Origin of the sequence: Fibrisoma limi BUZ 3 (assembly GCF_000296815.2) — a bacterium.
Lineage (GTDB): Bacteria > Bacteroidota > Bacteroidia > Cytophagales > Spirosomataceae > Fibrisoma > Fibrisoma limi.
Map to the genome: position 1 here is coordinate 1,204,903 of NZ_CAIT01000006.1, position 22,569 is coordinate 1,227,471.

Genomic DNA, 22,569 nt, shown 5'->3' on the forward strand with positions numbered 1-22,569 from the left:
TGTATCCGAAAGTGAATTTTCATGAAACAATATATACTTATTGGTTTACTAACCGGCCTGTTTCTGGCCGCTTCCCCGCTGCAGGCGCAGACCGCAGCCCGGGACAGCGATGTTCAGAAGAGCGGTAGCCGGTTAGAGCTGGGTCGGTCGAACACCAATCGATCAACCTCTAAACCGTTAAATTCGTCTAATTTTTTCATAGCTCCTCCTCCGGCCTTAAGCAGTTTTGATCGGCTTGGGACTCCGCGCAAGAGTGCGTCCATCAATGCATATTATCGCTCGCTGCTGATGGCTCCCACCGTAGCCAAACCTGCAACGCGGTCGGCGGTAGCCGAGGCTACGCCGTCGGTTGTCAGTGAATCCCGCGCAGTTGCTGAGCCGGAAAGCAAGGCAGAAGAACGGATGTTTGCGAATGAACGCATATCCGTATCAAACATCTACCCGAACCCAGCCAGTGAATTCGCGGAGATTGATTACCAGATTCACGGCCCGGTAGGCGACGCCCGTCTGACCCTGCTGAACATCCTTGGTTCGCCCATAGCGGAGTATTCGCTGGACCAGAACGATCGTAAGATTCGCATTCAGACCCGCGAACTGGCTACGGGTTACTACCTGTACCGGCTGTCGCTGAATGGTAAGATCGTCGCGACCAAGAAACTGCTCGTACGGCACCAGTAGTGTTTTGCCTGGCTACTCGTTTTAACACAATTTAACGCAGTATTCCCCGCAAAAGGATCGTTTTCCTGCCTGTTTTCGGCACTATACCCGCTGCGACTTCGTTGAAAAGGTACGGCCATTTCCCCGTTGGCCGGTATTTTTTGTATCTTTGTAGCCTTATGCAACAACGACTTATCGTTAGGGTTCTGTTGAGCGCCTGGATTGTGTTTTTACTGGGTTCGTGCAGCCCATTTTCAAAATTGCAGAAAAACGGAACTGACGACGAGAAATATAAAGGAGCTGTCCAGTACTACAAGAAAGGAGACTGGTATCGGGCCGGAATCCTGTTTGAAGAATTGATTCCGGTATTGAAAGGAAGTACCGAATCGGAAATGGCTCAGTTCTATTACGCCTATACTCAGTATCACCAGCAGCAGTATCTGCTCAGTGCTACCCTGTTCAAGAAATTTTACGAGACATTTGCCCGCAGCGACTACGCCCAGGAATCTATGTATATGTATGCCCTGTCGCTGTATAAAGATACGCCGAGTTTTAACCTCGACCAGTCCAATACCCTGACGGCAACGGCCGCCCTCCAGGATTTTATCAACGCCTATCCCGGCAGCCAGTATCGCGACGACTGCACGAAAATGATCCTGGATCTGCGCCGGAAGCTGGAGCGAAAAGCGTATGAGAAAGCCGTTCTGTACTACAAAACCAGCGGCTTCAACATTGCCTCATACAAGTCGTCGGTGATTGCGATCAATAACTTTCAGAGAGAGTTTCCCGATTCAGAATATAACGAGGAACTTGCCTATCTGAAGTTTGACGCGCAGTACAGCTTGGCTAAAAACAGTCTGGAAACAAAACAGAAGGAACGTTATCAGGAGGCAATCGGTTACTATCAGGCGTTCGTCGATAAATATCCCAGCAGCAAGTTTTTGAAGCAGGCGGAGAAAATGTACGAAACCAGCCAGAAGGAAATCGAACGACTGGATAAGCTGGAAAAAGAAAAGCAACAGCCCAAACCGGACCCGAACCGGCCGGCCAAGGTTACCGCTGCAAACGAATAAACGAAACCGAACTATTGAGCCGACCGAAAGCTACAGCGGTAGTCGCCGGTCGGCTGTTTAATCAAGAATAGAAACGTATGGCGACCAATCAATCTATCGTTACCCGCGACACTGACAAGATCGCGGCTATGACCGGAAATCTCTACGAATCCGTGTCGATCATTTCGAAACGTGCCCGGCAGATTGCTGCCAAGAATAAGGAAGAACTGAGCAACAAGCTGTCTGAGTTTGTATCAGCCGTTGACAACCTCGAGGAAGTGTTCGAAAACCGCGAACAGATCGAGATTTCCAAGTTCTACGAGCGCATGCCGAAGCCGACTTCTATCGCCACTGATGAATTCCTCGAAGGTAAGGTCTACTGGCGCTATAACGACGAAGAACAACAGTAATCATCGCCAAACCAAAATCAGAGCCGCAGGGAATTTCACCGTGCGGCTTTATTTTTGGTGTTTAACCGGTTTTCTGCTGAACCCATGCTGATCGTCAGCCGACACCTGACAGAAAACTGATTACTGTAAACCGCAAACCACAACTGACTGTGAAAGGGAAGCGTATTCTGCTAGGCGTAACGGGGAGTATTTCGGCGTATAAATCAGCCCTGCTGATTCGTTTGCTGGTCAAAGCCGGGGCTGAGGTGCAGGTTGTTATGACCGAATCAGCGAAGGAATTTATTACGCCACTCACCCTGGCAACCCTGTCCAAACGTCCGGCGCTGTCGACTTTTGTAAGCGACCAGAACGGTAGCTGGAACAACCACGTTGACCTGGGGCTCTGGGCCGACGTACTGGTCATTGCACCGGCTTCGGCGCATACGCTGGCCCGCTGCGCCCACGGTCTTTGCGATGATCTACTGTCGGCGGTGTATTTATCCGCCAAGTGTCCGGTATTCTTTGCGCCGGCCATGGACCTGGATATGTACCGTCACCCGACAACGGTCGAAAATCTCCAGCGGCTCGAGTCTTTCGGCAATCACATCATCCATGCGGAACATGGCGAACTGGCCAGTGGTCTGGTCGGAGAAGGCCGTCTGGCCGAACCGGAAACTATTGTTCAGACGCTTTATCGACATTTCGCCTTCCGGCCTGCACTGGCCGGTAAACCGGTGCTGATCACGGCTGGACCGACGCAGGAACCGATTGACCCGGTTCGTTACATCAGCAACCATTCGACCGGTAAGATGGGATACGCTATTGCCCAGGCCTTTGCCCGGGCGGGTGCCGACGTAACACTCGTGAGTGGCCCCACCGCCCTGCCCCTCCCCGATCCATTTGTTCGGCGGGTGAATGTCCGGTCGGCTAGCGAAATGTATGAGGCCACAGCCGCAGCTTTTCCGAGTGCGGCCGTTACGATCCTGAACGCGGCCGTAGCAGACTACACCCCCGCCCACCCCGCCGACCGGAAGATTAAGAAGCAGGAAGCTACGTTTGCGCTGGAGCTTACCAAAACCACGGATATTGCCGCTACGCTGGGCCTTCAGAAACGGACCGACCAGCTCATGATGGGCTTCGCGCTGGAAACAAACGACGAACTGGCCAATGCACTAAAAAAATTACGCGCTAAGAATTTAGACTGGATTGTGTTAAATTCACTACGCGATTCGGGGGCCGGCTTCGGACACGATACCAATAAAATCACCGTTATTGACAAAGACGAGCAAACCCACGAATTTGCCTTGAAATCGAAGGATGACGTCGCGGAGGACTTGCTGGATCTGGTTGAAGCCGAATTGAATAAACAGCCAGCAGGCTAATTTTCGCAGGTTTTGAGGCTTGTACGTTGCTGCCCGATCGAACACGTTACTTATGAAAACAGTACGCATTTTATTGCTTCTTTTAGGTCTTTCGGGGCTGGCGCTGGCGCAGGCGCAGGAACTGAACTGTCAGGTGAATATCAACTCCGACCAGTTGATTGCCCAGCAGAAAACTGACTTTTCCTACGTCAACCAGTTGAAGACGGTCATTTCGGAGTTCATGAACACCCGGCGCTGGACCAACGACCAGTTTACACCGGCCGAGCGCATCAATTGCTCGTTGAATATCAACCTTGTGAAGTCGCTGACGCAGGGTGTCTTTGAAGCAACGGCCCAGATTGTGGTGACCCGCCCCGTGTACGGCACGTCGTACGAGACAACAACCTTCAGTTACGTCGACCGGGCGTTTAACTTTGTGTACCTGCCAACTACCCCGATCTACTTCCGCGAAAATGTATATTCTGACGAACTGACGTCATTGCTGGCTTTTTACGCTAACATCATCCTGGCCGCTGACTACGATACATTCAGTCGGCAGGGCGGCAACCCGTACATTCAGCGGGCCTACGCTATTGTGAATCTGGCGCAGCAGGGCTCGGTTAATTCATCATGGCAGACGGGGGGCGACCGCCGGAACCGCTACTGGCTGATCGAAAATATGCAGAACCAGCAACTGACCCCGTTTCGCGATGCCATGTACACCTACCACCGGCAGGGCCTGGATGTGTTTGGGGCTAATCCGGTGCAGGTTCGCAAGCAGACCCTCGATTTGCTGACAACCATCCGGACTATTGGTCAGCAACTCCCCAACTCCGTACTCCTCAACTCGTTCTTCGACGCAAAGGGCGAAGAGATTTATAATATTTTATTTGAAGGAACACAGCCTGAACGAAAAAAAGCGTTTGATTTGCTGTCGTTCCTCGACCCATCCAAAACCGAAACGTACCGGAAGTTGCTGTGGTGATACAGTTTACGGTTTACAGTTTTTGGTAAGTGGTTTCGGTAGCTCGGAAAAATAATCAATCAGTAACCCGGACCGGAACGTCGGCCACCGAAAACTGTAAACCGGCGACTGAAAACTGTCTACTGAAAACCGTGAATCGAATGAACCTCCCCCCCGACCGGCGTTGTTACCTGAGTAAGGAGCTACCTGTATGCTATCGCATTTACTCATAAAAAATTACGCCCTGATTGACCAGCTCGAACTCGTTCCGGACGATGAGCTGAACATTATCACGGGCGAAACCGGAGCCGGAAAATCCATCATGCTGGGGGCCATTGGCCTGCTGCTTGGAAACCGGGCCGACACAAAAGTCTTGTACAACCCAGACCAGAAGTGCGTCATTGAAGGTACGTTCGGTGTATCGGGCTACCAGATTGAGCGCATCTTCGACGAAGAAGAATTAGACTTTTCCCCCTCCTGCATCGTCCGGCGCGAAATCAGCACGAGCGGTAAATCGCGGGCGTTTGTCAACGATACCCCCGTTAATCTGGAGACCCTCCGGCGCGTCACGAGCCAGTTGATGGATATTCACTCCCAGCACGATTCGGTACTGCTTGGCTCGAACGAATACCAGTTGGAGATTGTGGATACCTACGCTCAGGACGACGCCCTCCTTCGGCAATACCGTACGGATTATCAGTTCTACCGAGCGAAGCGAACTACCTACGATCAGCTACAGGCAGAGGCCTCGGCCATGCGGAAGGAATTCGACTACAACAACTTTCTGTACGAAGAACTGGCCAAAGCGCAGCTTCAGGCCGACGAGCAGGAGTCGATGGAGCAGGAACTGAATATCCTTGAAAACGCCGGGGAGATTAAAGAACGGCTGCAACTGGCCTACGAATACCTCGACAATGCCGAGCAGTCGGTAATCAATTTCCTGAAAGGGGCCGTCAGTAACCTCTCGTACATCAGCAAGCTGTCGAATCAATATGATCAGTTGCAGCAGCGGGCGCAGAGCACGCTGATCGAACTCCGCGACCTCGCCGATGAGATCAGTACCGAACAGGACCGTGTGGATACCGACGATACCCGCGCTGATACCATCCGCGACCGGTTGAACCTGATTTACCAGTTGCAGACCAAGCACCAGGTAAAAGACGTAGCCGGCCTGCTTGACGTACAGAAAGAGCTGGAGCAAAAAGTCAGCAAGGTGCTGAACCTGGACGATGAGCTGGCCGAGGCCAAGGCTCAGGCTGATGCTGCCCGGGAGCAGATGCAGGTCAGTGCCCAGACGCTGTCGGCCGCGCGGCTGGCCGTTCTTGAACCCATTGAAGCCGAAATTGGCGGCTTGCTTCGGGATCTGGGAATGCCCAACGCGTCGCTGAAAATCCAGTCTGAAACCGGCAAAGCCACCCCGACCGGCATTGATACCATTACGTTTCTCTTCAGTGCGAACAAGGGAATCAAACCCCAGCAGCTTAAGAACGTAGCATCCGGGGGGGAGTTTTCGCGATTGATGCTGGCGATCAAATACATCCTGGCCAGCAAGCGATCATTGCCGACGATTATCTTCGACGAAATTGATACGGGTGTGTCGGGCGAAATTGCCATCAAGATGGGTCAGATGATGCGGGACATGGCCCACAGCCACCAGATCATTGCCATTACGCACCTGCACCAGATTGCCGGCCAGGGTACGGCTCATTATTTTGTGTTCAAAGACCACTCAGCCGACCGGACCGTCAGCCGCATCCGCAAGCTTACGTTTGACGAACGCGTTAACGAAATTGCGCAGATGATTGGAGGCAGCAATCCATCTCCGAGCGCGGTAAAAAATGCCCGTGAAATCCTGAAACAACGGGCTACGGCCGTAGCTAAGTAATCCGCCAGTGCGATCTAATTTATGACAAAGTGTGTTGTTCTTTCAGTGAGCCTGCTGGCTACAGTCGGCCTGCTTCAGGCATGTACCGACTCCGGGGCAAGCTCTATTACGGAGGCAGAGGATGAAGTGTTCGCCGTACATAATGAAGTGATGCCCAGAATTGGTCACCTGATGAAGTTGCGTAAGCAGCTGAAGCTTCGCGTCCATGCGCTTGACAGCCTTCAGCAGACCGGCCAGTCGGCAACAGCTTCGATTCAGAACGAAGAAAAGCGCGAAGAAGCGCTCCGGCTGATTAAAAACCTGACCACCGCCGACAGTCTGATGGTTCATTGGATGGCCCACTACAACGGCGACACGCTCGATCGATTACCAGCGGAGCAGGCCTTACACTACCTCGAACAGGAAAAGGAAACAATTGATGATGTCAAATCAAAAATTAACACCAGTATTCATCAGGCAGAAGCCTTTTTTAGTAAACCTTAACGCGTGGTTGTTTTTGCTGCTTCTGGTTGCGTTTACGACAGGCTGTAGCAACAAGGACGACAAATTACCGATTCTGGGGCAGCGGGAAGCCGTCACAAAAACCGTTGATGGAAAAGAAGTGGTTGATTCGGTCTATCATCGCATACCAGATTTCAAATTTGTCAGTCAGTACGGCGATACGGTCACAGCCAGGGCACTGGACAACAAGATTTACGTAGCCGATTTCTTCTTCACAACCTGCCCGACCATCTGCCCAAAAATGAAAACGCAGTTGAAGCGGGTGTATGACAAGTTTAAGGGCAATCCGGATGTCATGCTGCTCTCGCATACCATCGATCCCGAACACGATTCGGTGGCGGTGTTAAAAGAATTTGCGACGGGGCTGGGCGTAACTGACCGGCAGTGGCTGTTCGTAACGGGTCCTCGGGAAGACATTTACGAAATCGGCCAGAACAGCTATATGGTTACCGCGCAGGAAGATCAGTCGGCACCAGGGGGCGTCGTGCACAGTGGCGCTTTTATCCTAGTTGACAAGGAAAAACACATTCGGGGCGTGTACGACGGCACTACCGAAGAGGGCGTTAATAAACTGATGGCCGACATGGACAAACTGCTACGCGAGTCTCAATCATGACACGGTCTTTTTTAAAACGCAAAGACGCAAAGGTGACGCAAAGCTCGCCAGGACACAGCGGTGTAATTAGCAGATACGTTGGGGGCTTAGGGTTGTTCGCGTTGCTGCTTATGGTTATGTCTTGCCAGAGCGAGGAAGAGATTAAACGCCAGCGATATATCACCGAAGGGCTACTACTTTATAAAACGTATTGCGCCAACTGCCACCAGGCCGATGGAAAAGGGCTGGAAGCGCTCTATCCGCCCCTTGCCGGTTCCGACTACCTGGTCAACAAAAACAGCGTCATTTGCCTGATTCGGTACGGCCAGCAGGGGCCAATCGTAGTGAACGGCAAAACGTACAACCGACCCATGCCCGCCCAGCTTCAACTCAGCGATCTCGAAGTAGCCGAGTTAATGACGTATATCTATAACGAATGGGGTGGCGAAACTAAAGTCACGGACGTAAAAACAGTCAGCCCGATTTTGGCTGACTGCAAAAAGCAACGCTGATCATCACCTAGAATCCCTGACCGCCTTCGACGTTGAAGATACCGGTCGTTTTTCGGATGGAGTAACGGGAGAAATCCTGCGGAGCATCCAGGCCAATTCCCTGCAGGCGTTCACCCGTAAGGGGGCTGATGATGGTCACAGGTTTCTCGGTAAACACCTTCTTGTTGATCGGGCTCCAGTTCAGTTCGGATGTCATCAGTTTGTTTTGCTGCTGCTTGTTGATGACCACTACGTTCCCCATGACTGTATAGAGATCTTTCGCTTTATTGTAACGGCCGGAATCGGACCGTAACGTAGTGACCTCCTCCCCGGCCGGACCGTAGAAAACAATGTTAACCGTTTTAGGATATTTGCGGTCGTCGTTCTGATAGCGGAACTGCTTCGCTGTTGTCATCCGGACTTTCAGGATGGCCGCTTCACTGTATAGCATCTTCACGTCGTTGATCTCCTCGATCGGCCCCTGGTACGGCTGTACTTTCTTCGACTGCTTCGTCTCCTCACAGGCCGCCAAAAACAATGTAGCCAGCAGGAAAACCAACTGGATAAGTTGCCTGGCTACACCATACCGTATGTTATGGATGACTGTATTCACGTCCCAAAAACACAGGTTTTGCTGGTTTGGTTTACCAACATATTAATCGATAACGGGTTTGCGGAACCAGCGATCGGTTAGCGAGAAACCGAGAGCAAAACGCAGGTACTGTTCCCGAATCTGCGTTCCGGCCAGAGCCCCCCGCTGTCCGCCAATGAAGGCTATGTTGATGCGGTTTACCAGAAAGGCACCGATCGGCAGCGACAATCCTACGCTACCGCTTACGTCGTTGATGCGGGCACCATCGACCAGATAGGGTAAGCGGTTATACTGGAAACCGGCCCGGTAGCTGACCAGATCCCAATATTTGGTAGAATTATACTTGGGTGTATACTCCAGCCCGGCTGACATAGTGTAGCCGTTGTTCAACGATGCCGGTTGATCGGTGATGGTGCGGTACTGCGACCACTGCTGAACGCCGACGTCTACGCCCACCAGCAGTTTGTTGTTACGCTCGATGCTGATACCGAAGTTGGCCTGTTGCGGCAGTGTGGCCTTACCGGCCGAGTTGACGCGGAGCGTATCGGCCGCTGAAATGTTCGTACCCGCCAGCGATACCTGCTGATAGATGTCGGTCTCGCGGGCATTCGCACGGGTGCGTGGGTCCAGCGTTGCCCCGATATTAAGCGTCCAGTCGGTGCCAAGCTTAGGCCGCCAGGCTGCCCCCAGCCGCCAGACCACGTCACTATAGTTGATCCGGTTGATCCGGGCAATCCGTACATCCTGGATACCCGTGGCTGCATCGTTGATCAATACGCGTGAATCGGACGTATTCGTAACGTTACCAAACAGGTATGATGCTTCGGCACCCACGTAAATGTTTTTACCGACCCTGAACCCGCTGGCAAACGAAGCTTTGTTGAGCCCCCCCCGGCCGGTGTAGTTGTATTCGGCTTCGTAAATTGTGCCCTCTACCTGCGCATACTGGCGGGTCTGGTAATCCACATACGTACTTGGCCGCAGACTCAGCGACATGGTCCAGCGCGAATTAGCCGGAAACGCCAGGGCCAGATAACCGAGGTTACCGCCAAAATCGCGTTGTGTCTGCCGCGTATTGGTAATGTTCTGGCTGATAGCTTTCGACTGTCCCAGTAGCCCCACCTCAAAGAGCGTATAGGGAGGCCGGGTGCCGAGCAGGGCCGGATTCTGAAGATTCAGATTGAATGGATTGGAATTACTGATACCCAGGCCACCCATGCCCAGGTTGGTCACGTTGGCCTGGGTATATGGCTCACCAAGACCCAGTGCCGAGTAAGGTGAGTTACCTAATCCCTGCGCCAGTACCATCGGCGAGGTGGCAGCGGCCAGTAAGCTACCTGTCAGGAGTCGGCTTAGCCGCTTGTAAAATAGTGACATTATGTTCTAAAATTCGATTTAATCCAATCAGCACCAATTCCGGAACTGCAAAGATGGGGGGTTTCAGCCGACTTTCAAAGACGGAAGCGTCACCCCCGCACAGTACCACAACCAGCCCCGGTCGTTCACGCCGGTACGTTTCGATGATTCCGTTCATCTCAAAAGTCAACCCATTCACAACGCCACTCTGCATGGCCTGTCGGGTATTTTTTGCTGTGAGCGGTACCGGTTCACCGGCTGATACGTCGACCAGCGGCAGGCGGGCTGTCTGCTCGTGCATGGCCCGCAAACGCATATGCAGCCCCGGCGAAATCAGTCCACCCTGGAAAACAGCCTCCCGATCAATCAGGTCGGCGGTCAGGCAGGTACCGACATCAAGCACCAGGCAATCGCAGGCCGGGAACAGACTCATCGCCCCCACCGCAGCGGCCACGCGGTCGGCCCCCAGGGTGTTGGGTGTATCGTACGCTTTCCGGATCGGTACCGGCGTTGCACTGTCCAGCGTCAGGATCGTTCGGTTCAGATCGGCCAGAGCCGCCCGTATTTCGTCGGCCGGCCGACTCGTCGACGACACGATTACCTGGTCAAATGCCCGTTGGCTGACTCCGGCCAGCAGTGAGCCGACCGACTCATAGCGTTCCGACTGCAACAGCGCCGACTGATTGAACCAGCCCACTTTAAGGCTCGAATTGCCCCAATCAATTACCAGATTCATGGTACAGTAGTTCCCGCATCGCCCCGATTATGATCCCGGCGTACGGTTTTGATAACGATAACAAAGGGTACAAAAATTGCAAAATTTGTGCGCTTTAAGGTTTTTTAACGACGAAGTGCTAGTACGTGTCGTCTTATCACCAACCATAACAAACGCCAAATGGAACGGGGCGGCCCCTCTTCGATGCCTACACAGGTTTGGCGTCAGCAGACCAGCAACCGGTTAAACTCCCGTACATCCTGGTATCCGCCAGTTGGCGAAGTTTACCCATAGAAGCTTTCGCGAAGTGTCCGTCTGCCCACTGACTTAATAAATTTCTGACAAACTATGGAAACATTTTACAATGAATTGCGTTTTCTTGACAAAACCGGATTATTATTCTATCTTTGCCTTGACCGAATCCAACGGCAGAATAGTACCCTTCCCACTGTGACGATTCATAGTCACGGCGGATTGTCCGATTTCCAAACGTTTATTGATTACCGCGCTTAGCCCCACCGGGCGTCTGCGAAGAGCTGATTCGGCGCGGGGTCGCCTGTTCGGTTTGATCAACCAAACTACTCCTGTTCACGTTTTGACATTTTATTTTTCACTTAGTTGACCATCCATGGTTTCTTTGGCTCGCTGATTTGCGGCCTACCTTCCGGCATATGCATTGCCAGACGACCCGCCCCTCGAGCCTTCCGTTTCTTAATCCATCAATCCCCTTATCGACGTAGCCGCACTGTCGGCCTCAAAGGTTATCTGACCTGAAGTGTATGTACAATAAAGAAGAATTAGACATGAAGCTCCTGTCGGAGCTTCGGACCATTGCCGATGAGTTCGGCATTCGCGACGCTAGTAAATACCAGAAAAAAGAACTGATTTATAAAATTTTGGATCAGCAGGCCATTATGCCCGAGCCTGTCGGGCCGAACGGCGCTGAACCGGCCGAACGCAGCCAGCCAGCCGAAACACCCCGGCGTGGTCGGAAAACCCGGACGGCTCCTGCCGACAATGCACCCGCAGCTACTCCGGCACCAGACGCTCAACCAACGGCAGACGTAGCCGCTCCGGACGCAAAGCCGGCAGGCCGCCAGACCGAAGGAGACAACAGCCAGCGGACACGCCATCGTATCCGGCGCGACGCAAACGCTGCTGAGCTGCCTGCCCCAACACCCGAAGACGGCTTTTCGGAACCAAAGAACGAAGCCCCCATCGAGGATCCGGGTCTCACAGCCCAGCAAGAACAACCCCAGCCGCGCGACAACCGCCCTGCTAGTCAGGAAGGTGGACAGCGACCGGACCGGTCGCAGGGGCCGGGGCAGCGCGTACGTAACCGGATGGAAAACGGACGGGGCGACGATCGCCAGCGCCGGGATGCCGGACCACGGGATGCCGGATCACGGGATGCGGGAACGCGTGAAATCACGCAGCGCGACAACCGAAACGTTGCCCAGCCAACCAATGAGCGGACGGGCCATGAACGGCCCCGTATCGACCGATCAGGTGAGTCAGGGCCTGGCCATCGGCAACGTACACAGCGCCCCGTTGCCGACGAACCACTGATGAATCTGCATCATGAGCCGGAAGAAGAGTTTTTGACGCCAACGGTTATTAGCGAAGATAATGCGGCTAACGTAGCTGTGCCGCAACCCGCCGAAGGGGAATCTCCAGAGGGCGCACAGGATACTCCAGATGCATCTGAAAACACGGCAGCTCCATCGTCAGCCCCACAACCGGCTCAACCATCGCGAGAAGCTCAGGAATACCAGAACCGGATTCGCCGGCAGTACAACCAGCATATTCGCGAATTCGATGGCATCATCGACAACGAGGGCGTTCTGGAAATTATGCAGGATGGCGGGTACGGATTCCTGCGCTCAGCCGATTATAACTACCTCGCCAGCCCGGACGACATCTACGTTTCCCCGTCGCAGATCAAGCTGTTTGGCCTGAAAACGGGCGATACAGTGCGCGGTGCGATCCGGCCACCGAAAGAAGGTGAAAAATACTTTGCGCTCTTGCGGGTGTCGACCGTAAACGGAAAAACCACTGAAGAGATCCGTGACCGGATTCCGTTCGAATACCTGACTCCCCTCTTTCCTGAGGAACAGCTTAGGCTGAGCAACCGGCCCGAGAATTATTCATCGCGGGTACTTGACCTGTTTGCGCCAATCGGGAAGGGCCAGCGGGGCATGATTGTCGCCCAGCCGAAAACCGGTAAGACGGTGTTGCTGAAGGAGATCGCCAACTCGATCACCAAGAACCACCCCGAGGTTTATCTGATCATTCTGCTGATCGATGAACGGCCGGAAGAAGTAACCGACATGGCCCGGAGCGTGAACGCGGAAGTGATCTCGTCAACGTTCGACGAACAGGCCGAGCGACACGTGAAAGTATCGAGCATGGTGCTTGAAAAAGCGAAGCGAATGGTTGAATGCGGCCACGACGTAGTGATTCTGCTCGACTCGATTACGCGTCTGGCGCGGGCCTACAACACCGTAGTGCCATCGTCGGGTAAAATCCTGTCGGGTGGTGTCGACGCTAACGCTCTACACCGGCCGAAGCGATTCTTCGGTGCGGCCCGGAACGTGGAGAATGGTGGTTCGCTGACCATCATCGCTACGGCCCTGATCGATACAGGATCAAAAATGGACGAAGTGATTTTCGAAGAATTTAAGGGAACCGGCAACATGGAATTGCAGCTTGACCGCCGTCTGGCCAACAAGCGCGTGTTCCCGGCCGTTGACGTACTGGCTTCGGGTACGCGTCGGGAAGACCTGCTGCTGGATAAGGAAACGCTGCAACGCGTCTGGATTCTGCGCAAGCACATGGCCGACATGAATCCCATGGAAACAATGGATTTCCTGCTCGAGCGCATGAAAGGAACGCGCACCAACGAGGAATTCCTGATTTCGATGAACCGATAAACCGATTCAGCGCCTTATATAAAAAGCCTGCCGTACTGGCAGGCTTTTTTCTTTTCCGTCAAACCGGCAAATACACTGTAAACGTAGCCCCCTGCCCCGGTTTACTGTCAGCCGACACAACTCCGTTATGGTTATCCGCCACTTTCCGGACAATAGCCAGACCGATGCCTGTTCCGGGGTAATACTGCCGGTTATGCAGCCGCTGGAAAGCTCCGAAAATCCGCTCGGCATGCTGCTGTTCAAACCCGATTCCATTGTCGGTCAGGCTGATGGCCCAGTACTGGCGAGGTTTTGCAGCAGCCGTCACGTCGACCGGAGCGAGTTGGTTGGCAACGGCACCCGAAAGGTCGGCTGCGGCAATCTGCCGACACGAAAATTGAATAACCGGACGAATGACAACACCCTGCTCATCCGTGCGGGTGAATTTAAGCGCGTTACTCACCAGGTTCTGGAACAACTGCTGAAGTTGCCGCTCGTTGCCCAGCACAACGGGTAAGTCTACCAATTCGATGGTCGCCTGTTTGTCCTGTATCACCACTTCCAGATCGTTCAGCACATTGGCAATGACCTGATTGAGGGATACGGGCCGAAACGGCTCCTTCTGGGTTGTGAGCCGCGAATAACCCAGCAGATCCCGAATTAGCACCGACATCCGCTGAGCGGCCAGTTGCATCCGGTTAATAAGGTCTTCTCCCTGTTCGCCAAGACCAGCGGCATACTGCTGTTTTAGTACGTCACTGAATGAGGTAATTTTCCGAAGAGGCTCCTGCAGGTCGTGGCTGGCGACGTAGGCAAACTGCTCCAGATTTTCATTCGAGCGTCTCAGTTCCACATTGGCGGCTTCAATCTGCTGACGGTACTGGTAGGTTTCGGTAATATCGACCGACGACATGGCCATGCCATCGCCGAGTTTAACTGCCGATACGTAGTACCACCGCCCGCGGAACGGACGCTCCTGCGCCCAGTGCTGCCCTGTTTCAACCACCTGAACATACTCGTTAAAAACAGAGCTTTCACGCAGTGCAGGATTCACCTCCAACAACAGTTTCCCATACAACTCATCGGCGGTGGTTTCCAGATCGTTCAACGTTTTCTGGTTGGCGAGCACAAATCGAAAATCCCGTATCTGCCCTCGTTCATCGCGTATGGCATCGTAGCAGGCCACGGACGTCAGGGTGGCATTCAGCACGGCGTTCAGCAGTTCAGCCTGTTTTTGCTGCGTCAGTTCGGCCTGCTTAATAAGTGAAATGTCGATGTACGACTGGATAAATCCATCGCCCCATTTAACCGCCTGCGTATCGAACCAGAAATCAAAACCATCATGCTGGTAGTAGTCCTGAAAGCGGACGGTATGCCCCGTTTCGACCAGTTGCACCCACCGATCGAACACCCCACTCGTGCGGACGCCGGGAAACAGTTCAAGCATTCGTTTCCCTACAACCTGATCGGCTTTCAGCCCGGTTATCTGCTCGGAGATTCGGTTGAACGACTGGTACATGAAATCAATGATTTGCCCGTTTTCGTCGCGAACAGCCGTAAAATGTGAAATGGCCGTCAGAGCGTTGTCCAGTACCTGCCGAAACTCCTCAGCCTGTTGCTGATTAAACTCCTGCGCTCGTTTTAACTCCGTGATGTCCAGAAACGACAATACCACAAAGTCTTCCTCACGTACACCCTGTACCTCATACCAGAGATCGTAGCCGTCGTAGACGTACTTGTTTTGAAATCGTAGTGTTTCTCCGGTTTCGGCCAATCGCTTGTACTGTACCCATATACCGCTTTTTTCAATTCCGGGAAACACCTGCCGCATGGTTCGGCCCACCAGGTCTTCGGCTTTTCGGCCTGTCATCTGCTCAGCCCGACCATTGATGAGTTCGTATCGCAGATCATCAACTTGGTTGGTTACCGGGTCGCGCACAATTGAGTACAGAGCAATAGCCGTCAGGGCGCTGTCGGTCACGAATTTCAGTCGTTCGGCCTGGCGCTGCGTTGCCGGCTCAGCCTGCCTGAGCTCCTGCATAGTCAGCAACAGCCCATCGCCCAGGGGCGATACCACGACCTCGATCCAGCGGCTTTTGCCGTTGTCGCGAAGGACCTGCTCGTGGCGAAACGTTTGGCCGCTCGTCAGAACGTGGCTGTACTGGCTTAGCCATTCGGGCAGAACAGATTCCGGCACCCGGTCTGCCCAGGTCGTGCCCGACAGTGCATCAGGCGAAAGCCCGTCGATCAGCCCTGCAGCCGCCCTATTCACGTAGCGATACCGGAAATCAACGATCCGGCTGGCCGAATCGCGAATGGGCTCCAGATGAATAATAGGCGCAGCCGTAGCTGCCAGCAGGTCCTGGTAGTACTTTGTCTGTTCAGGTAACGTCGAATGCAAGGCGATATCCATACGGTAGTGAAAGCATGCACGGAAAGACACCGGCAACCGGCTTTCCACTCTAAAAGCAATTGTAAACGTCAAACAATATCCTTCGGTTAGTACGGATGTATCAGCGGCCCTTCGCTATGACTACCCTACCGAATCTATCTGTTTAAACGTAGCTACTGATACTCAAAATATGTAGTTGTCACCCTGAATCCCAGTCGTTCGTAGATCCGAATTCCATCTTCTGAAGCCTGTAGGATCGCCGTTGTATAACCCGCTTCTTTCGCTATGTTCAGCGCGTACGTCATCAGGGCACTGCCGATGCCCCGGCCACGGTATTCGTCCAGCGTCGCCAGGCAGTACAGCCCAATAGTTTGGTCGTCTGTGGGGAACAGCTCGATTACGGATACGGGCTTGTCGTGCTCGTAGTAAATCGTCAACATAACTCCACTGTCCGATGCCAGGTACTGCGAAGCGGTCTGCTGGTAGTAAGCGGTAACGTTCTGATCGGCCGGGGACCAGTTTCGGGCCACAACATCGGCAAAGTCGGCCACCTCCTGCGGATTGGCAGCGACGCGAGCGTTACGGTGTCGTTCATCTGCCACCGGACGGTACGTGCCCAGATCCAGTACCATTCCCGGTTCAACCCCGGCTCGTGTCAGCTCAAGCTGAACTAACCGGGCCTGCACTGGCTCGGTCAGGTTTGTTTCATCAATCCAGAGACAGAACGGAAACTGGCGTTCGGCAAAATGCTGTCTGACGGCTTCGAGATCGGTGGGTCGCAACTGGCTTTGATCGTACACATGTACGATGTTGAACGTATCGCAGGGCAGGCCACTATCGACAACGGTCAGGCCGGGCGATTTCCAGACGCTCATGCCGGCGGTCCGGGACGGTATCAGGTGGGCGTGCCGGTCGAAGTTTGTTAACACCAGTCTGCTTAATTCATCCATTGAGTACGGCAACAAAACAATGCAACGGCCGGCTCACAAACTCAGCGCCAGCCGGATATGGGCCAGATGGTGTTCAGCGTGCCAGACGATAATGTCCAAAGCCTGCGCCAGCGTCAGGTGTCGCTGCCGGGGCGGGTGGAAATACGTAATGTTGAGTTGGTCGGGGGTCAGCGTCTGCGCCAGAAACGCGATGCGCTGGTGCGTTCCGCGAAGCATCGTAACCGACGCCTGAATGGGTGCGGTCCGGGCCTCATCCAGTACGGCCCAGGCATTCACATCGGCCATAACGCCTATCGTCGGTTCAGGGCTACTCAGCGCATTTTTCAGGCGCATGAAATGCATCAGGTGAGTATCGGCTACGTGGTGAAACAGTTGCTGCACCGTCCAGCTTCCGTCGCGGTACTGCCGACGCAGCTCATCGTCCGAGCAGCTATCGGCTACGGTCTGGTACTCCTCAGGCAGGGTATTGATGCGCTCCACAAGTTGCTGGATCAGGTCGGCGGAATAGCTCCCCTTGTCAATCCAGGGGCCAACCGGATAACGAACGGTATCTGATTGTATAGTCATAGAATGGCGTAAATGAATGGGTAAATATAAGCGGTTACTTACTGGAAAGATAGTGGTTTGCTGATGCAGACATATAGAATTAGCTTGCCGCTATGGCCAACATGTAAAAGCTGTAATTTTGTGTGTTATTTTTGTACAAATCATGGGTAACCGATGAAAGATCTCATTCATTACGCGATTCCGGGCTTTGTTATCTTACTGCTGGCCGAAATTATTGCGACGGCTGTTCAGCAGAAGGATTACTACGATGCCCGCGACACGGCCGGTAGCCTTGCTATGGGAATCGGCAATGTCGTCATCGGTATAGTGGGGAAAGTTGTGGTGTTTGGCGCGTTCTCGCTTGTTTACCAGTTTCGGTTGTTCACCGTTGATATGACGCAGTGGTGGGCCTGGGTTTTATTGTTTTTTGCCGATGATTTCAGCTACTACTGGTTCCACCGGATCAGCCACGGCAGCCGGTATTTCTGGGCCTCGCACGTAGTGCATCACTCCTCGCAGAAATACAACCTCGGCACGGCCCTGCGCCAGACCTGGACGGGCAATCTGAGCGGCTCGTTCATTTTCTGGATCTGGTTGCCCCTGCTCGGTTTCCACCCGGCCGCCATCATGACGATGCAGGCCATCAGTTTGTTATATCAATTCTGGATTCATACCGAGTTTATTCACCGTTTGCCGGCCCCCATCGAGTTTATTTTCAATACGCCCTCGCACCACCGCGTTCACCACGCCACTAATCTGGACTATCTGGACAAAAACCACGCGGGCATTCTGATCATCTGGGACCGGCTATTTGGTACGTTCCAACGCGAGGATGAGCGACCGGTCTACGGCCTGACGAAGAACATTGACTCACACAACCCCGTAAAAATTGCCTTCCACGAGTGGACGGATATGATCCGCGACCTGCGCCGGGCGGGTTCTGTCCGCAACGCCCTCGGCTACCTCTTCGGTCCTCCGGGATGGAGCCACGACGGCAGCCGTAAGACCACGAAGCAGTTACGAGGGGAGTAGCGTATCAACTATTATACTAATGGGTACCATTTAGTTAGTTAGCTTGCCTGAAACCAGTTTATTGGTTAGGATTGTAGCAGCTTAGTTGTCGCCAACATACTCCTTTGCAGATATGCCTTTTTGTTAGTGGGCTTAATACGATCTTGTTTATAATCAATGAATTGACATTAAGTGTGTTGGCGTACTTGTATATGTTGGGTGACATGAAAACCCAATTTGGTTACTTACTAGGTCAAATTACTAGCAAATCGGGCTTTACGTCAGCCCAACAACTCGTGTGCGGCAAGTGTGCTCACTACGAACGCTAGTCATTTCGGTAGCGACAGCATCAATCTTCACTACGCCCTTTACAGGGCTGTTGTCGGTCATGCTGGTAGCGACAGCAGTGTGGCTCCCCGCTTAATGTCTCGTGAGAGCTTACACAGATGCGGTCGGCACGAGCCTACAGTTCGAGGGAAACCGACGACCGGACGCAGGGGGACAAACAATGGAGTGAAGTGCTTTTTAAGATACAAACCTTTTGTCTTATGATTGACAACAATACGGATAACCCAAACCCTAATCCCCAAACTGACACAGTTCAGGTTCAACAAACCGTTATCACCATTAGGCCTAGAATTATTGACCCAAATGACCCACCTGAAACAAAAAGTCTTGGAGATGGTCCCAAAACAGAACAACGAGATAAATAGCCATTAGGATAATTGGCATAAAGAAGGCGGCCTTGATACTTCTTTTTACTATTTTCCAACGGCGTTGATTTTCTGCATGATTCTCAATAAACCTCTTGTTTGCGCCATACAGGAGGTTTATATATATATGCCGCAATTTATCCTCAAAAGGGTCATCAAATAAATCGGCGCTAAGCACTTTTGATGGATTGCCAGCGGGTGGCATATACTCGCCTGTATATGCCTTGTTGAAGAGATAGATGCTAAGCACAAGACTATACAGGATGGTTGCGAGTGTTGGGATGATTATTGGAAAACTGTCATTTAGATGAGAGAAAAAGAAGCCGATAGACGCCACCACAATACCAACTAAAACAGTCAGCAGGTTTTGTACGCGGGTGGTAATGTTTGATGAGGTTGCTTCAAGGTCCTTTTGTCTATTATCGGCTTGAGCGAGCGCCAATTTCAAGACTTCAATGTTAGTTGTGCACAATTGTTGCGGGGGTGTCCAGTCTGTTAATTCGTTAGCCATTTCAGTAAATGTTTACGGTTAAATTTAATCAAAAAACCACAGATAGCCAACTTAAATATACATCAAACTATTGATTTTTAGCGGGTTAACTTTTACCCCAACACCTCATTCACCACCCGTTCATAGTTCACCCGTTCCCTGCTCTCATCCATCGGTGGCAACGCCTGAATCTGCCTGATTAATTGCCGTTGCTGTTTGGTCGGCGGCTTTTTAAATATCTTGCGTTTCATATAGATTGGTTATTCAGGTTATGGTCAGCAGTATAACATCACGCGTAGTATCTCGTGAAGCACCCAACAGCATGAGGGCGTAAAGGCTTGCTACGCTGCGCCATACGACCCTCATTGGTGTTGGGTGGAACGCCAAGTATGTTCGCGGGGCGTGTTGCGGTCGACAGGCAACGCGTCCGTGAGGTTAAATTTCAGGCTCCCATTTCCGAACCTCGGCTGACAGGGTAAACGCCCCGGTTGGGAGAGTTGAGGAAACGTACTGACAAAAAAAACGTAAAACAATGAAAGAATACAAGGTTGAAGCCCTGATTTACCACTCAGAAAATACGTTTGATTCAGAACGCATCGTGAAGAAGTCCAAAGAAGGAATTCAGACAAAGCTAGATGAATACGCTTCACAAGGTTACAGATTAACATCTACGTCATCCATTAATTTTGAAGGCTCTGTCCATATTTATCTGTATTTTGAAAAGGACATTTAATGGTTTTTCGCTCTGCGTGGGCAGCTTGTCGGGCGACAGGAGGCTCGCCGGTTAGGAAGCCGGGCAGCCCAACCGCCACCGTGTTCAAGAGCGAACGAACCCAGAAGAACTGTTAAATTGCCCTTTTGAACGATGCCTGATAATCTCTGGGATGTAATTTAACAGTACATCCCAATGAAGGTGTAAAGGTTGGGAGTTGCTTTTGTTTAGTAACGTAGTATGCTCATCCATCAACACCCGTTGGCGTTGAGCGAACCGGCCATGCCGTTTCGAGTGCGACGTTTTGGTCGACAGAAGCAATGCTCCCACTGGAGCGATAGGTCGCATAGTTCTACCTGCGTATCAGCCATAACTGTAAGACAGAAATTGTAGCGGCCTTGATTTAAGTGTCAAGCTTGATTTGAGGAATTTATTTCTGACATTTAGGCACGGCATAAAGTCGTGACCTACTGATACATAAGTCCTCTTTCCTAAAGCTTAACCACCAACGTAATGGCAACCGACTACAACGCAATTGCAAAAGAGTATCAGGCATCTAAATTATTACCCTGGCGAAACTATGTTGAGTCGCACACCTTCTTTGAGTTGGCAGGCGACCTGGCCGACCTGGATGTTCTTGACCTGGCTTGCGGGGAGGGTTTCTATACCCGGCAAATCAAGTATAGAGGGGCTGCCCAGGTTACAGGAGTTGACATCTCGGATGGCATGATCCAACTCGCGCGGGAGGCCGAAGCCGCTTCGCAACTTGGACTCAACTATCATTGCCAGGATGTTCTGCTGCTCGACCTCGATAAGAAATTCGACCTTATCTGTGCCAGTTACTTACTTAACTACGCCCGAACAGCCGATGAACTCTGTCAGATGAGCCGGGTTATTGTCAACCATTTGAAACCCGGGGGTCGTTTCATTACCATCAACAGCAATCCCGATTACCGGGGTAGTGTTGCGAGTATGTTTCCGTACGGCTTCACCCGCGAAAACGACAGTTATGAGGAAGGAGCCGCTATTACGTATCGCTTCTACCAGTCTGCTACGTCACATATTGCCGTTACCAATTACCACCTTGAGAAATCTACCCACGAAACGGCTTTACAATCGGCGGGTCTTTCCCAAATTCAGTGGCATCCGGTAAAGGTGTCCCCTGAAGGAGTCGAGATCCACGGAAGCGACTATTGGTCAGCCATTTTAAGCTGGCAACCTGTTATCGGGCTTTCGTGTGTTCGGGCGAAGGAGTAAAATGGGTGATCCGGATAGGATCATTTGTTGGGTGCCCTGCTTATCAGGTTTGATTCCGCAGGTTCCATGCGCCAAGGCAAGTAGCTTGGCCGGCACAGTTGCCGCTCAGCTACCTAAGCCATGCGTCTCAGTTACTCGCTTTTACTCACTCAGGAGCAGCAGAGCCTTACCACTTTCGGGATCAAAAGGGACTGAACTATGTTCGTGGGTAATCTGCCATTGGCCTTCGTGTTTGCGAAAGCATAAGGTAGCCCGCCAGCGCATATCAATCTTTTCTCCAGTAGCCAGGCCCCCCTTTACATGATTGAACGAGTGGCAAAAAGCCAGGCTGTCAGCGGCTACGATAACCAGGTTCTCTACTTGATATAAGAAAGGCCCGGGAAATTGTATTAACCAGCTTTCGAGTCGTTTCCGACAGGCATCGATACCTAGTTTCTGAAGTGTATCGACCACATCAAACGATACCACATTCGGAGCATAGAAAGCCATGGCAGCATCAACATCTTTACGGCATACGGCCTGCTCCTGCTGGCGAACAAGTGTCTGAATCTCTTCTTCTGCCATGGTAATTTAATTGTATGATCGCTCAAAGGCTCATCGAGCAAGGGATGCGGGTACCCAACATTCTCTTCTGCTTATCCAAAACGACCAATCGCCCGGTCGGCTCGGCCACTCGCTTCATGCTCGAAATACGTACTCAAAAATCATCCACGCTGTAGGTTGTTGACACGACCCGGTTCCAATCAGGATGTCGTTTGAGGTAGGTCGATACGAATGGGCAAAGCGGTACGATCCGGAAGTTATTGCGCTCCACGTATTCCAGCGCGCCCTGCACCAGATGCGAACCGACCCCCTTCCCTTCCAGCGCGGGGTCCACTTCGGTGTGCAGCAGCGCCAGGGTTTCGTCATCGATGGGCTGGTACTGGATGATGTTCAGTTTTCCATCTACGGTCAGTTCGAAGCGGTTGTGGTGACGGTTGTCGGTGACGGTTGCAGTATCGAGGTTCATGGCGGTTGATTGATCAGGC

General features: G+C 52.4%; 23 protein-coding genes. 13 read left to right on the top strand and 10 right to left on the bottom strand.

Annotated elements, in window-relative coordinates:
* Positions 1-21: 21 nt before the first annotated feature.
* From BN8_RS12965 to BN8_RS13005, 9 genes are all read left to right on the top strand, one after another.
* Entirely contained in the window at positions 22-678 is a 657-nt protein-coding gene (locus BN8_RS12965) for a T9SS type A sorting domain-containing protein (RefSeq protein ID WP_009282336.1), read from the top strand.
* Between the two features lie 158 nt (positions 679-836).
* Positions 837-1,730: an outer membrane protein assembly factor BamD gene (locus tag BN8_RS12970; RefSeq protein ID WP_009282337.1), complete on the top strand. Its 894-nt coding sequence runs from the start codon at positions 837-839 to the stop codon at positions 1,728-1,730.
* Positions 1,731-1,807: 77 nt separating this feature from the next.
* The gene (locus BN8_RS12975) at positions 1,808-2,119 is read left to right on the top strand and encodes a DNA-directed RNA polymerase subunit omega (RefSeq protein ID WP_009282338.1); all 312 of its coding nucleotides are present in this window, start codon (positions 1,808-1,810) and stop codon (positions 2,117-2,119) included.
* Between the two features lie 143 nt (positions 2,120-2,262).
* Complete coding sequence (gene coaBC / locus BN8_RS12980; protein WP_040005785.1) at positions 2,263-3,480, top strand: bifunctional phosphopantothenoylcysteine decarboxylase/phosphopantothenate--cysteine ligase CoaBC; 1,218 nt, start codon at positions 2,263-2,265, stop codon at positions 3,478-3,480.
* A 52-nt stretch (positions 3,481-3,532) separates the two neighbouring features.
* On the top strand, positions 3,533-4,444 hold the full coding sequence (gene porD / locus BN8_RS12985) for a type IX secretion system protein PorD (protein ID WP_009282340.1): 912 nt from the start codon (positions 3,533-3,535) through the stop codon (positions 4,442-4,444).
* Positions 4,445-4,634: 190 nt separating this feature from the next.
* Positions 4,635-6,308 (top strand): DNA repair protein RecN, encoded by a 1,674-nt coding sequence (recN, locus tag BN8_RS12990; protein ID WP_009282342.1) that lies wholly within the window; start codon positions 4,635-4,637, stop codon positions 6,306-6,308.
* Between the two features lie 21 nt (positions 6,309-6,329).
* Positions 6,330-6,791, top strand: coding sequence for a prefoldin domain-containing protein (locus tag BN8_RS12995; RefSeq protein WP_009282343.1), 462 nt, complete (start codon positions 6,330-6,332; stop codon positions 6,789-6,791).
* Complete coding sequence (locus tag BN8_RS13000; protein WP_009282344.1) at positions 6,727-7,425, top strand: SCO family protein; 699 nt, start codon at positions 6,727-6,729, stop codon at positions 7,423-7,425. Before BN8_RS12995 ends, BN8_RS13000 begins: the two co-directional genes overlap by 65 nt.
* A 116-nt stretch (positions 7,426-7,541) precedes the next feature.
* A complete protein-coding gene (locus BN8_RS13005) occupies positions 7,542-7,916 on the top strand; it encodes a c-type cytochrome (RefSeq protein WP_310589790.1) in 375 nt (124 codons plus the stop codon).
* A gap of 7 nt (positions 7,917-7,923) precedes the next feature.
* On the opposite strand, the gene lptC is transcribed toward BN8_RS13005, so the two are convergent.
* The 3 genes from lptC to BN8_RS13020 are packed head-to-tail and all read right to left on the bottom strand — an operon-like array spanning position 7,924 to position 10,579.
* A complete protein-coding gene (gene lptC / locus BN8_RS13010; RefSeq protein ID WP_009282346.1) occupies positions 7,924-8,508 on the bottom strand; it encodes an LPS export ABC transporter periplasmic protein LptC in 585 nt (194 codons plus the stop codon).
* A 42-nt stretch (positions 8,509-8,550) separates the two neighbouring features.
* Positions 8,551-9,864 carry a BamG family beta-barrel-assembly machinery protein gene (bamG, locus tag BN8_RS13015; RefSeq protein ID WP_009282347.1) on the bottom strand — a complete coding sequence of 438 codons (1,314 nt, stop codon included), beginning with the start codon at positions 9,862-9,864 and terminating at the stop codon, positions 8,551-8,553.
* Complete coding sequence (locus BN8_RS13020) at positions 9,821-10,579, bottom strand: type III pantothenate kinase (protein WP_009282348.1); 759 nt, start codon at positions 10,577-10,579, stop codon at positions 9,821-9,823. The genes bamG and BN8_RS13020 overlap by 44 nt, the downstream gene beginning before the upstream one ends.
* Before the next feature lie 758 nt (positions 10,580-11,337).
* On the opposite strand from BN8_RS13020, the gene rho reads away from it, so the two are divergent.
* Entirely contained in the window at positions 11,338-13,491 is a 2,154-nt protein-coding gene (gene rho / locus BN8_RS13025; RefSeq protein ID WP_009282349.1) for a transcription termination factor Rho, read from the top strand.
* Positions 13,492-13,549: 58 nt separating this feature from the next.
* Here rho and BN8_RS31715 read toward each other — a convergent pair whose 3' ends face one another.
* The 3 genes from BN8_RS31715 to BN8_RS13040 form a co-directional block, all read right to left on the bottom strand.
* Positions 13,550-15,883: a PAS domain-containing sensor histidine kinase gene (locus BN8_RS31715; protein ID WP_009282350.1), complete on the bottom strand. Its 2,334-nt coding sequence runs from the start codon at positions 15,881-15,883 to the stop codon at positions 13,550-13,552.
* 152 nt (positions 15,884-16,035) lie between these two features.
* Entirely contained in the window at positions 16,036-16,812 is a 777-nt protein-coding gene (locus BN8_RS13035; RefSeq protein WP_009282351.1) for a GNAT family N-acetyltransferase, read from the bottom strand.
* Between the two features lie 33 nt (positions 16,813-16,845).
* A complete protein-coding gene (locus BN8_RS13040; RefSeq protein ID WP_009282352.1) occupies positions 16,846-17,379 on the bottom strand; it encodes a DinB family protein in 534 nt (177 codons plus the stop codon).
* A gap of 153 nt (positions 17,380-17,532) precedes the next feature.
* On the opposite strand from BN8_RS13040, the gene BN8_RS13045 reads away from it, so the two are divergent.
* Positions 17,533-18,390, top strand: a complete 858-nt coding sequence (locus tag BN8_RS13045) for a sterol desaturase family protein (RefSeq protein WP_009282353.1) — start codon at positions 17,533-17,535, stop codon at positions 18,388-18,390.
* Between the two features lie 618 nt (positions 18,391-19,008).
* Here the strand turns inward: BN8_RS13045 and BN8_RS13050 are convergent.
* Together BN8_RS13050 and BN8_RS33280 are read right to left on the bottom strand one after the other, a co-directional pair.
* Positions 19,009-19,593 (bottom strand): hypothetical protein, encoded by a 585-nt coding sequence (locus BN8_RS13050; RefSeq protein WP_040005787.1) that lies wholly within the window; start codon positions 19,591-19,593, stop codon positions 19,009-19,011.
* 92 nt (positions 19,594-19,685) lie between these two features.
* A complete protein-coding gene (locus tag BN8_RS33280) occupies positions 19,686-19,823 on the bottom strand; it encodes a hypothetical protein (protein WP_009282354.1) in 138 nt (45 codons plus the stop codon).
* A gap of 281 nt (positions 19,824-20,104) precedes the next feature.
* Here BN8_RS33280 and BN8_RS13055 point away from each other — a divergent pair, with 281 nt between their 5' ends.
* Entirely contained in the window at positions 20,105-20,305 is a 201-nt protein-coding gene (locus tag BN8_RS13055; RefSeq protein WP_009282355.1) for a hypothetical protein, read from the top strand.
* A gap of 492 nt (positions 20,306-20,797) precedes the next feature.
* A complete protein-coding gene (locus tag BN8_RS13060) occupies positions 20,798-21,541 on the top strand; it encodes a class I SAM-dependent methyltransferase (protein ID WP_009282356.1) in 744 nt (247 codons plus the stop codon).
* 141 nt (positions 21,542-21,682) lie between these two features.
* Here the strand turns inward: BN8_RS13060 and BN8_RS13065 are convergent, their stop codons facing one another.
* Both BN8_RS13065 and BN8_RS13070 read right to left on the bottom strand, forming a co-directional pair.
* Positions 21,683-22,105, bottom strand: a complete 423-nt coding sequence (locus BN8_RS13065) for a YybH family protein (protein WP_009282357.1) — start codon at positions 22,103-22,105, stop codon at positions 21,683-21,685.
* A 133-nt stretch (positions 22,106-22,238) separates the two neighbouring features.
* Positions 22,239-22,550 (bottom strand): GNAT family N-acetyltransferase, encoded by a 312-nt coding sequence (locus BN8_RS13070; RefSeq protein WP_009282359.1) that lies wholly within the window; start codon positions 22,548-22,550, stop codon positions 22,239-22,241.
* Positions 22,551-22,569 lie beyond the last annotated feature (19 nt).

What these genes read in the sequence shown, in the direction of transcription:
- BN8_RS13040 (WP_009282352.1), bottom strand. Translation starts at nt 17,379, where the DNA reads ATGACTATACAATCAGATACCGTTCGTTATCCGGTTGGCCCCTGGATT.
- rho (WP_009282349.1), top strand. Translation starts at nt 11,338, where the DNA reads ATGTACAATAAAGAAGAATTAGACATGAAGCTCCTGTCGGAGCTTCGG.
- bamG (WP_009282347.1), bottom strand. Translation starts at nt 9,864, where the DNA reads ATGTCACTATTTTACAAGCGGCTAAGCCGACTCCTGACAGGTAGCTTA.
- BN8_RS13045 (WP_009282353.1), top strand. Translation starts at nt 17,533, where the DNA reads ATGAAAGATCTCATTCATTACGCGATTCCGGGCTTTGTTATCTTACTG.
- BN8_RS13020 (WP_009282348.1), bottom strand. Translation starts at nt 10,579, where the DNA reads ATGAATCTGGTAATTGATTGGGGCAATTCGAGCCTTAAAGTGGGCTGG.
- BN8_RS13055 (WP_009282355.1), top strand. Translation starts at nt 20,105, where the DNA reads ATGAAAGAATACAAGGTTGAAGCCCTGATTTACCACTCAGAAAATACG.
- BN8_RS12975 (WP_009282338.1), top strand. Translation starts at nt 1,808, where the DNA reads ATGGCGACCAATCAATCTATCGTTACCCGCGACACTGACAAGATCGCG.
- recN (WP_009282342.1), top strand. Translation starts at nt 4,635, where the DNA reads ATGCTATCGCATTTACTCATAAAAAATTACGCCCTGATTGACCAGCTC.
- BN8_RS13035 (WP_009282351.1), bottom strand. Translation starts at nt 16,812, where the DNA reads ATGGATGAATTAAGCAGACTGGTGTTAACAAACTTCGACCGGCACGCC.
- BN8_RS13005 (WP_310589790.1), top strand. Translation starts at nt 7,542, where the DNA reads ATGTCTTGCCAGAGCGAGGAAGAGATTAAACGCCAGCGATATATCACC.
- BN8_RS12995 (WP_009282343.1), top strand. Translation starts at nt 6,330, where the DNA reads ATGACAAAGTGTGTTGTTCTTTCAGTGAGCCTGCTGGCTACAGTCGGC.
- BN8_RS13050 (WP_040005787.1), bottom strand. Translation starts at nt 19,593, where the DNA reads ATGGCTAACGAATTAACAGACTGGACACCCCCGCAACAATTGTGCACA.
- BN8_RS13065 (WP_009282357.1), bottom strand. Translation starts at nt 22,105, where the DNA reads ATGGCAGAAGAAGAGATTCAGACACTTGTTCGCCAGCAGGAGCAGGCC.
- BN8_RS13070 (WP_009282359.1), bottom strand. Translation starts at nt 22,550, where the DNA reads ATGAACCTCGATACTGCAACCGTCACCGACAACCGTCACCACAACCGC.
- BN8_RS12965 (WP_009282336.1), top strand. Translation starts at nt 22, where the DNA reads ATGAAACAATATATACTTATTGGTTTACTAACCGGCCTGTTTCTGGCC.
- porD (WP_009282340.1), top strand. Translation starts at nt 3,533, where the DNA reads ATGAAAACAGTACGCATTTTATTGCTTCTTTTAGGTCTTTCGGGGCTG.
- BN8_RS13000 (WP_009282344.1), top strand. Translation starts at nt 6,727, where the DNA reads ATGATGTCAAATCAAAAATTAACACCAGTATTCATCAGGCAGAAGCCT.
- BN8_RS33280 (WP_009282354.1), bottom strand. Translation starts at nt 19,823, where the DNA reads ATGAAACGCAAGATATTTAAAAAGCCGCCGACCAAACAGCAACGGCAA.
- BN8_RS13060 (WP_009282356.1), top strand. Translation starts at nt 20,798, where the DNA reads ATGGCAACCGACTACAACGCAATTGCAAAAGAGTATCAGGCATCTAAA.
- BN8_RS12970 (WP_009282337.1), top strand. Translation starts at nt 837, where the DNA reads ATGCAACAACGACTTATCGTTAGGGTTCTGTTGAGCGCCTGGATTGTG.
- BN8_RS31715 (WP_009282350.1), bottom strand. Translation starts at nt 15,883, where the DNA reads ATGGATATCGCCTTGCATTCGACGTTACCTGAACAGACAAAGTACTAC.